The sequence below is a fragment of the Photobacterium piscicola genome (assembly GCF_900166965.1).
Taxonomy (GTDB): domain Bacteria; phylum Pseudomonadota; class Gammaproteobacteria; order Enterobacterales; family Vibrionaceae; genus Photobacterium; species Photobacterium piscicola.
Window position 1 is genome coordinate 1115722 of record NZ_FUZI01000001.1, and the last position, 12304, is coordinate 1128025.

The window sequence follows — 12304 nt, forward strand, 5'->3', positions numbered from 1 at the left end:
GTCACTTATCCATCAATGAACATAAGATGTCTATTGCATAAATAACGCCAACTTAACTAACGTATATAAAATAGCTGTATTCCTTTTTCCATATACTAATTATTAATAATGATTATTTAAAATTATATTGCAAAATAAAACTAAGCAAATATATTTCTTTTATTGAATCGCAATATGATAAATGACAGAACCTTGAATGCCTGGTGCTAAAGAACCTGTCATATTCCACCGAACTTCACCTTCATAACCCGCAGCATTTATTCCATTCGCAGTAACAGTTGCACAAGTGAGTAACGTTGGGACGCTACCCGATGTACAATCTATTGCTTGAGATAATTCTGTATAACTTGGTGTACTATCAAAAATACTCACTTCAGTTAAATCGCCATTCCCTACGTTAGTGAAGGTTATAATGTATTCCAATATATCCCCAGGGTAGCCATTATTACTCACTCCAACAGCGGTACCTTGAGTAATATTACGCACACTCTTTTCAAGCTTTAACTCACCGGCACCACGGAACGTTGCTCTGACGGTATCTTTATCTAGCACTTGACGAGCAATACCGTGTCCTGTTCCCACACTATCACTAAAGATCATATCTGCTGCTATATCATAATGATATTGAGCATTGAGCGAAGCATCTGCAGGAACAAACACTTTGCTGAGTAAACAAACTGCTGTATTACCATTAACAGCAACCGGATTAATTATTTGTGCATCAACACCATCGATTTCGCCATCACAATTATTATCGAAATACAGTACAGTATTCCAGCCGTCATTTGCTGGAGCAACCTCTGGATTTATGATGGAGAAGTTCACACTCCCAGCCGTAGCTGCAGTAAACTTATGTGGGAATAACACTGCTTTTCCAGGTTCAACTTCACTAAAATTATCAGGTTCCATTCTTGGCTCACGTACCTTACCAAAATCAAGACCACTGATATCATCCCCCGCACTGGCATTAACAGTCATCTGGCTATCAATCACACTGCTACTAGTCACTTGTGGAATAGCGGTAACATTGGCCTCGCTAATATCTATCCAATCCGCTTGTTTAATTACATCAAGTAGTAAATTTTTACCTGAAAAATCAACACCCAGAATAAATTTATAGCTACCATCCCCCGACGTAACATCTGTGGCTATCACATCCCCCGTTGTTACCCCTGTTACACCCGTGTCATTAAAGGTAACGGTGACGGTAAAGTTACCTAACCCAATTTCAGTGCCGTCTTGAATACCATCGTGCGCTGCTATTGCACCACCAACACCATTATCTTCAAACACCACACCACTTAAAACAATCCGATTGAGCAATTCAAATAAATGATCTTCGACTTCACCATCAACGGCTGCACCATCAAACGTATTACAACTGTTAGCGGCTGAGCATAAACGTACTCGCATTACAGTATTGCCATTAAACCCTTCAGCACTGGCGGCATCTAACGTTATTGCTATATTATTATTTCCTGCTGTAACAGCTTGATCGTTAATTAATAATTCATTGCTATCAGCAAAATCACCGTCATTATTTAAATCAACCCAAATACTCACAAACCCATTACCCACCACTTGAATCGGTAATGTAGTACTGGTCTCTACAATAATTTGAGTAGGAATATTCAGATCCTCATCATCCTGTCCATGGGTATCATCCCCTGTTGCATCGGCACTGATCCACTGTGTAAATTCAGGATCCCAACGAGAACCAAGCGCTAAATCTGCCACACCATCTAATGTCGCATCTAAATAAGCATGACTGGCTTGACCATAACTGACAGCTGCATCACCATAGTCAGTTGAATCATAACAACCTGCACCGTCATTACCTTGCAAGCTGCCCTCATTTGATGCTGTCAAATACTCAACTTCTTGAGTCATCACGTTAATACGATATACAACAGCACGCTCATTTAAATCAATGGTGCCGTCTTGATTGGCATCATGATTACCACCATTCGTCATCGCATAAAGACTGATTGCATTATCAATCACTAACGCCCCCGCTTGTAATTTTCCATTCGTATCTGGCGTTGGCTCTGCACCAAAATAAGTTAATGGTTGCGCTGTCACTGCTCCCGTCGAAATATTGATGCTATAAAGTAGGTCCCCATTTAAATCGACTGCGTACCCAAGTCCTGATTGACTGCTTATCGCTAAATCAGCACCTACCTCAATCGCACCACCACCATATGACCCCCCCATGGTGGCAATGTCGAGTGGAACAGTTGTAAATGTCTGTGTATTAAGATCAATCTTAACCAAGGAATCCCATGAGGTGCGCCATACAATCAGATAATTGCCATCAGCAGTGACATCACCAGCAGTCGGAGCACTCAATACAGTAGAAGTAGAACTATAGCCGCTATGACGCAGTGAATCACCGGCCGCAAAATCAAAACTTTCGCCATCTTGTAAACGACGAATAGTGGTTGCAGATTCTGCTCGAATTTCACCAAGATCAATAAAGCTAGTACCCGTTTTATCTGTCACAAATAAATGATGAATTCGATCTGCTTGTGACATATCGGTAAAGGTACCGTAAACCAACCCATTGACCCGATTAAATCCTAATGCATTAATATTATTTATATTAGTCTGATTTGTAATAGCAATAGGATTAACAATATCGGTAAACGTGATCGGATCGACCGTCACATTCAAAGAATTGTAACTATAATCTGTTGCCGCAACAGGTAAGCGTGTTTGTACAATAAGATCACACTGATTATTGCCTACCAGATCTGATACCAACACACGATAATCTTCGACTTCTCCGTCGTTAGCTAAACCAATAGGGCTATCACAACCAACATCGCTGCACAAACGTACTCGCAAATAACTGTAGCCTACGACCGCACTCGCGGGGATCGGTACGCTGTAATCGTTATTCCCTATTGCAGCACTAGTATCTGCAATAATTTGCTCACCCGCATCATCCCAATCCCCATCTAAATTAAAATCAAGCCATGCGTATATCCGTTGCCCTGAACTAGCCCGCGCAGCATCTTCAACAACATTGACTGTAATATCAAAATTCTCGCCTTTGGTTGCCGCTAGCACCACTGACACACCATCTTCATCATCAAAATTATCATCATCATCAGCAATAGCACCAATATTTTGCAGATCACCTAAATCGGCATCCCACTCATTACCCATACGTAAATCGATCAAGCCATTATCATCAGTGTCGGCCTGAACATGTTGCGCACCATCATTTTCATAAGTGGTTGTGTAATTATAAATACCAGTGCCGACACTAGTATCAGGCGCATCACCGAGATCAGAACCTAAGACATTCGGTGCTTTAGTAAAACACCCTTTTTGGAGGTTATAACCGTCCCCAGTACTACCCGTAAATCCAAACCGCACCATGTTATTACCAATATCATTACGAATATTACGAGTGAATTGACTAACCATGATGCCATCGAGATAATAAGTAAATTGATTGGTCGTTGGATCCCATTCAAATTGCGCAATATGATAGCGTCCATCTTCTAATTCACCCCCAGCAACAGACGTGGCAGAAACAAGGGTATTAGCAGCATCAGGGGTATAGACATCACCATTGAGATAAACAGCCGTATGATCTATATATTGCCCGCCAATAGCATCATCAGTTGCGCCAATATAAGTATTATCAAAGGTATCAAACTCAAATACGACAGATGGCGAAACAGGGGTTGCACCAAAAATATCACCAACCCCTAATCCACCACCAAAAGCACCAAAGGCATTCAGATCTCGTGAATCCGCAGATAGCACAAACGTCATTCCATCAGCACCACTTTCAATTCCATTGGGACATCCGGTATTACAGGCTCTATCGCCTAAATACACCGCTAATTCGGCATACATTGGTTGGTTCAAATCAATATACTCATAACTCCACAAATACCCTTGCTGATTGGTGGCATTAGGAGTCACAACATATTCACCATTTGCGGCCAAATAAGCATCGCCGCCTTCAAATACAACCGGAGCCTCACAAATATTTGGCTGAATAATATTGGATATGCCTGGAGTTACTGTGTCGGTATCATCTTCACCATTACCAAAACCATTGTTTGGCGTAGAGTCAATATCACTAATACCCGTTTCAATAATTTCCGCATTAATGGCAGGAGCAGAGAGATCTTGTGGTGCTAAACGGATCACTGCATAATCATTGAACCCAAGACCAATAGCCCCTAAATCAAGCTCTCCTGTAATGGGATCATAGGCGGTAATTTCAGTAACCCCATCACCGGCATACGCCTTAACAAAACTGTATCCTGTTGGAATAGGTAACGTCACTTTAGTGCTATAAGCAATGGTTGCACCTTTATTTTCAACACTGACAACCACATTAAATGGGATACCTAGTGTTACATTAACTCCAGGGTCCATTGCTAAAGAAAGTTCAAGATCGCCTACTGGTTTTAATGATATAAGATGATCTTCTACCTCACCATCTGCCGCACTCCCCGTTGGTGAATCACAAGTTTCCGTACTTGAACAAATACGTAAGCGAACAAAACTATCGGCCAACTGAACATCCACAGGCACAGTGAAATCCAATTGTTCATTACCTGAAGCGGTAACCGTTACGGTTTGTCTTTCATCTGCATCAAAGGTACCGCTAGCATCAAAATCAACCCAACCATAGAGATTATCATTGCCTGAAGACGTTACAGGTATTGTGAGTGATACTGTATTTCCTGAGACCAAAATTCCATTAATGGTAGGTTGAACGAAGCCGTCTTCATCATCTGGCGTTAATCCATTAGTATCATCACCATCAGCAATATTTGTTGGTTGGCCATCATTTTCATTATCTGGCTCATTAACGCCCAAATACGGTAAACCAACCTCGGTTTGATGACGAGGACCATCTTCACTTAACTCTGTTGCGTAACCATCAGCCGTAGGTGCATCGGCCCAATCCAATGGCACTGGTGCATAACGACAACGAGCGCCATCATTACCTGATGCAGAGGAACTCGTTTGAGAAAATAGTGTCGCGGTATAACTGCCAGCTGGTTTTGATCCATCTAACACGTCAATACGATAAATACGACCTGGGGCTGGATTCTCAGAGATATAAAAATAACCTTGATCATCAAAATACATCGCTCCAAATGGTCCAGATGAAATACCAGCAAGAGCTCCTAACGAGGTTCTCGTGCCTGTTGTAGGATTAAAACGGTACAACGTATTACTGGCCGTCGAAACGGCATATATCTGACCATCGATCGGATTAAAGGCGATATCAGCATAGTTCAAACTTGTCGTCGATAAGGTTCCAACTTGAGTTAAATAGGTTTCACTGTTTGGATTGGTATCAAATAAATAGAAATTACCGCCATTATGCGCATACAGAATACCATTATCATCAATATCACCATTATTTGCTTGGCTTGGCATGGTCGAATTTGATATTGGTAATGAATACACATTATAAGCGTTGTCTAAAATTGTTAGGGTATTGGTTCCTTGCAACGCCGCTAATGTATTGGAATGAATCGAATATCCCAACGCTGACCCTTGAGTTACTGAAGGATCAAGTAACGAAACATCTCCAGTTGCTAAATTTACAGCATTTAGCTCGCCAGATTGTGATAGATACGCAGATGTCGAACATGTATCAAACGAATTAACAGCAAAATCACCAAAATCAACGGTTACGACAGATCCTGAAGACACATTAACTTCCACAACATTTGCCGAACTTGACATATAAGTTACAGGGTCAGCTATTGTTGCATTGATATAAGTGCCTGTTGCTTGGTCTAACGCACCAACTGTTGGTGGACAAGTTGGAGAAACTAAGTCTGTTTCATTCGCGGCTTCATAAACTTTATAGGTGCCAGTTGATGGTACATCAATGGCGTATGCACCCGTTACAGGATCAGATGTTGTTATATAACAAGTGGTTGTTGCCGTATTATAAACAATAATAGGAACCGCAATGCCTAACCCCGTTTCCGTCCCATCTCGTATACCGTTAGTAATAGTACCGCCACCGCTACCATCATCATTAAAAACAAACCCAGAAATAAACGGATTAATAGTAATTGGATGATCTTCTACTTCACCATTGGATACCGAATCATAAGCACGATCATCACTGCCTAAATTATCGACATCGGTTAAAGTATGATTAGTAATTCTCAAACGAATATAACTGTCACCAGCAACTCGCTGTAACCCCGTCCAACTGAGTGATGCCATACCATTTGCTGTCGCTGATGTATCATTACAAGCGCTTGAGGTATATTCAGAAACTTCAAAGTCACCATTACTATTAGCATCAACCCAAGCATGAACCGTTGCGCCTAGATCACCACTACCGCTACTAAAATCATTACAGACAATATTAAAACTTAAATCACTGCCTGATAAACTCAATGTTCCCGCTATAGCATCTTCATCATCAGGTACTGTCCCTTTGGTATCATCACCTGAACCATCAAAGCTAGTATCAGTCCCATCACCAAAGGCATCAGATTCACTGTCAGGACCCGTACTTCCTAAATAAATTGTGCCATCAATAGCATGAGATGGTCCATTTGATGCCGCTCGGGTTTTATAATCACCTAGCGTTGTACCCACATTGGCATCAGGTGCATCACCATAGTCACAAGCTAATCCATTAGTTGCAACAACGGTTATTTCACCAAAAATATGTCGCTGAGAAGCGGGATCATTGTTATGCCCAGTATGCGTAAAATAAATACCATTATTCGGGTCAAAGGTTTGATCACCAGTAATAACAGGCGATGTTTCAATGATAGAACCATCATCGTTCATCGTAATAGCTTGCATGGTGACGCTATTATCGCTTTGAACAAACATCTTTAAGCGATAACGTTTATAAGATGTTGTCATAAAACCAGCAGAATTTCCCATCACGGTCACAGGTGATTGGCTATAACTGGCAACAGTGGAATTAGATCCATTCCAAAGAGCATCTACACCTAAATAGACCGCATTATCACCGATCAATATTCCGTTCATATTGGTATGATCAGTAATCCAAAATAGTGCATCTCCATCCCCTGAATTTAGGTTTCTGAGTCGCATTTCTATCTCAATGCCAATTGGGTAAGTAATTTGTTGGTTAGGCGCTAAAATTTCCAATTCAAATCGTTTCGATGGTTGCCCACTGCCAGCCTGTGAATACAGTTCGTCACCGACAATACTGGTTCCCGAGAATCCATCAGCAGGGTTATCGTTATAACCATCAAGCTGAGTTATTTGCTCACCCGTTTCAGCATTATTCGATACAGCACAGTAAACTTGTGGAAGCGTAGGTTCAATTTCAGCGATTAAAATCTGATCTTCTACTTCACCCGCACCACCATTACCAAAGGAACGAGGATCTTCATCACTTCCTGTCGCACTATCTGTTAAAATTTGATCACTGATTCGAACACGTAAATAATATTCATCCATTGATGATAATGCAGGTAAGGTACTCCACAACATAGATGTTCCAACATTTGAACTTCCAGTCGGAATGATAATAGGATCACCTGCACTCACACCACCATCAACCAACTCATCTTTATCAAACGTACCGCTATTGTCCCAATCCACCCATGCATATAAATAAGCATCAGCTCCTGATGAATTATTGACTAACTGATTATAGGAAAAAGTCGTACTGGTTTCATAGAGCTGAGTGATACCTAGAGAATCTTCATCATCAGTTCCGTCTAAATCATCGCCATCGGCACTGGTTGATTGTGTTCCCTCCAATTCACCGTCAGGTGCTGTAGTACCGATAAAAATAGCCCCCAGAACTACGCTATGGTAAGGGCCATTATCGCTGGAAATAGTACGATAATCGTTATTCCCGACGCCTATGCCTATGTCTGGGGCATCACCAAAGTCCGCCAATACTGAACTATCACGCCAATCAACATCTCCACCAGAATTTACATCGCCATCATTATCAGGGAAATTATCAGCTTGGGTATTATCAAAGCTACCATTTACATCAGCAAAATCATCACTATTATCATAGTTATTATCTAAACCATTTGTACCCACAGTACCTAACAATGTTAATCCAGCTTCAGCTGTATCATCACCACCTTGATTATCTGAATCGAGGTCTAAATAATCAGGTTCATCCGTAGTATCTGTATTAATAGGCGTTAACCCATTTGTTGAAGTATAAGCAGAATTTAAACCGTTATTTGCAGTATATGTTGCTGCATCATCAGTATTTGGTGGAATGTATCCGAGGGTTGTTTGCGCTTCAATATTATCTGGAATCCCATCTCCGTCGGAATCGAGATCGAGATGATTTGGGATGCTGTCATTGTCAGTATCTGTCGTTATACTAATACATGGTTGAGTTATATTTGTTATAGTAAATCCATCAATTGCTAAATAATTACCTTCCGTAGCAGCTAATGGTACGATATCTAATATAATACTAGGTGATGTTGTTGTGGCAACAAAGATAAATGAATCAGATTCCCATGCTTTTAAATTATTACCATTATAAGTTAATATATCAGATAAATATTGCACTCCATCTATCGTCCAACGAAAACGAGCTTGTGTATTAATGGGGGTTATACCAAAAATTCCGCCAAATACTTGGATAAAGCTCACTTCGACGCTATCACCGATATTAATACCTTCAGATACTGGGATTTCCGTAATAATTGATTCATCAATAAGACCATTATATAGTGCCATGAAAACCTCTCCATCTGGCGTTGCGGAAACGCCATTCAAAGCTCCAAGCCAATGACCACTACCATTTAATGAAAACGAGCCTTGCCATGTATCTGCTGTACCCACAAGTTGATTCCATCCTGAACCTCCTGTCGTACTATTTAAAGTACCTTGATCACTTTCAAACCAAGCAACACTTTTTGCACCTTCAAATGACTCGCTAAATACAGTAGAACAACTAAACCCTTCCTCTGTATCTAAAATTCCATCATTATCATCATCAATATCAATATCATCATTCACTCCATCATTATCCGTATCTAATGGGACAACAACAGGAGGAGTCGTCGCAGTTACAGTAATAATATGATCTTCAACTTCACCACTGCCTCCTGCATTAAACGAACGCGGATCTTCCAAACCACCACTTGCCCCGCCTAATACAAGTTCAGTCTCTGATATACGAATACGAAGATAATGCTGATCACCAACACTTAATCCACTAATACCAGACCAATTTAAAGATGATGAAGTAGCAGCATCTGCGATGTTAATTTGTCCATCAGTACCCAAACCATTTGAGATAAATTCATCAACATCAAAGGTACCACTATTATCCCAGTCAACCCATGCGTATAAATATGCAAGAGAACCTGTTGAATTAACAACATCAATAGTTTCAGTAAAGGTTGTTGCGGTATCTTCTATGGTTAAACTCGATACACTATCTTCATCGTTTGTCGCATCATTATTATCGCCATCTGCGGTTGTTACACCAGCTCCGAGAGCATCGGATTCTTCATCGGTGGCATTCGTACCAATAAGTAATAACGTTGAACTAATATGAGATGGGCCATTATCTGCTAATAGTGTTCGATAGTTGCTAACTCCAACACCAACACCTGAATCAGGAGCATCACCATAATCTGCAAAAGTAGAAGTTACCGCTTGAGTCGCAGAAAATTCCGAGGTCTGACCTGCATAAAAAGCCCCTGCACTATTACTATCTGATAATGCAATAGCGCCTATTTGAGCACCAGAAGAAACACCTGATACCGTAACTGTACCGCTGAAAGTCCCATTGGTTTGATTCGTTAAGCGACCAAGATAAGCAGTACCCTCACCATAAGTTAGACCGGTTATTTCGTTACCAATGCTGGGCATAAAGCTCCAACCACCTACAGGACTTGGCGTATTTGATGATGTACTAGTATCTCCAACTCCTGATGTAATAACGTAAAATTGTAATTCATAACTATTTTCTTGAATTGCAGTACCATTACACATAGTTCCTTCAACAGTTAATGTATTGCCATCAATCGTTGCCGCAGTAATAACGGGAATACTAGGTCCTGTTACTGTTGGAGTTCCGTGATAGGTTGCTAAATAACATCCGGTGCTATCACCTTGATGTGAATTGGTATCAATACCATTATTCTCACCCACATCAATCGCAATACCACCATTACCACCAAACTGATTTTGACTAACTTTTATTGCTCGACTAGCACCATTCGCTAAATCGATACCATTTACATCCGTTCCGCCATTAATAACCTTATTATATTCAGCATTAATATGAGCGCCATAACCTAAAGAAATACCCGATTTAGGGTACCACTCTGAATTACGTGAATTATCATAGTTATTATCACTTTTAATATAAAATCCACGGGTATTGGTGACGGTATTTCGTAAAATATCTAAGTAAGAGCTTCCCGCGGCATTATCAATACCTGCAAATCCTGCATTATCAACATAATTACCTTGTACGGTTAAAGCATTCATCCCTCGATCAAAAACCATTCCAGAACCATCAACATTAATAATATAATTATCAGTAATAACAAATTTTGTTCTAGAATCAGTTGGCCCCGTTAAATACCAAATAATAATGGCGGCATCCCAAGTATTATTAAAATAGTTATTATCTATTTTCCCGAATGTATCGTAATCTTGTTCAGCGCCCCAATTAATACCATTATTAATAATCACACCACGATAAAGTTGATTATTAGCATCATTTCCATTGGGTAAAACACCAATAACATTATTTACAAAGTCAAAATTTTGAATACCATCAGGAGCAAAAAAAGCAGGCCCAGCAACTGTACCATCACTATCATCGGCATAAATAGCAATATCACGAATTGTGACATTATGAACATTTGTCGCTAACTCAATACCTGCACACCCAGTCCATGTTGAACTTTCATCAGCAGGCTCTTGATAAAAACTCCGCTCACAATTATCAGCAATATGATTAATAGCAAAATCAGGTGCATCCACTCGACTAATTGAACGGCTGTTCCAATCAGCACCAACCGTGGTTATTGTACCGAGAAGAGTTGAATCAAGCTCACGCAGTAATGTTGCATCAGAAAAATCGTGAGCAGTACCATCAATCGTAATGTTACCTTCAGTAATGGTTGGAAAAACCACCATTGCAAAATCAAAGTCTTGGTTTTCTACCTCCCACCACGATGTGCGATTAGGAGGGACCACGGGTACAAAACGCATTGTATTTGCACCACTATAAGCATTAGCGTTTAATAAAAATTGCTGATAAGAACCAACACCATCAAATTCTGTATTTACAACAACATTGAAGCTAAAGCCAAAACTTAAATTGCCAAGATTATAATCAAGATACAACCCCGTAATATGTTCACGAGTTCCTGCATTTGTTGTAACGTCTCCCCCTGTTGCTGTTTTACCACCATAACAAACATCAAAACTGTGAGTGGCATTCGTGGTTAAAACACTCCCCCCAATACCATCCGCACAATATGATTGTATGGCAAAAGGCGTCGGGATTGTGCTTAGAGCCTCTATACCAATGGTTTGTTCTGCAACCAAGCCACCGCTACCATTACTGGCGGTTGTCGGTGTATCAGCAGCAACCCAATACACCGCATTCGCTAATCCAGTAAAAGAATAGCTACCATTAGCATTAGTGATATCTGTTGCAACAACGGTATCTCCGCTATCGGGTAAATTATCGCCATCATCTAGATAAATCGTTACAGTAACACCAGGTAAACCGCGCTGATCTCCAGAGTTATCATTTAAAGTAACATCACCATCAGTTAATCCATCACCAGTGATGTCCTCAAAGACTGTTCCTGTAACAGAGGCTGCTAATGCACTATTACTAATAAAAAAAAGTAATAAAACAAAAACATTTATTATATTCCATCCTTTGAACATAAACACCTCAAAGTATTAATAAAGAAAACATACCTATAATTATTTCAACCATTACAACTCAACAATCTCATGTCATTTATATGGATATAATGGAACAAAGAACAACTAATAAAACCAAGCATCATCCATGCCAAAAAAAAACCATTTTAAAACAAGCAATATATTATGCTTATTTCAAAATGGTTTTTATTTTTAGAATATTTATTGCATAACAAGACTGTGGTACAATAATATCAAATTAGAGCTGAACTTTAATATTAACAAGAGCTGTCATACTTTTAAATATTCTGAGAACTACGATAAAATAAAAATACCGATAATAAAATATTCAAAATCCCAACTGCATTAATTAACATTTTCCTATCAGGCTAACGAGTATTAGTTACTTAAAGAATGAATGTGG

Annotated in this window: 1 protein-coding gene; it reads right to left on the reverse strand. The window is 39.9% G+C overall.

The genetic code is table 11. The features are described 5' to 3' along the window. Positions 1–159 precede the first annotated feature (159 nt). Positions 160–11901 (reverse strand): GEVED domain-containing protein, encoded by an 11742-nt coding sequence (locus tag CZ809_RS05245; protein ID WP_080156324.1) that lies wholly within the window; start codon positions 11899–11901, stop codon positions 160–162. Positions 11902–12304: the final 403 nt, after the last annotated feature.

Coding starts and splice junctions, on each gene's coding strand:
- CZ809_RS05245 (WP_080156324.1), bottom strand. CDS start 11,901: ATGTTCAAAGGATGGAATATAATAAATGTTTTTGTTTTATTACTTTTT.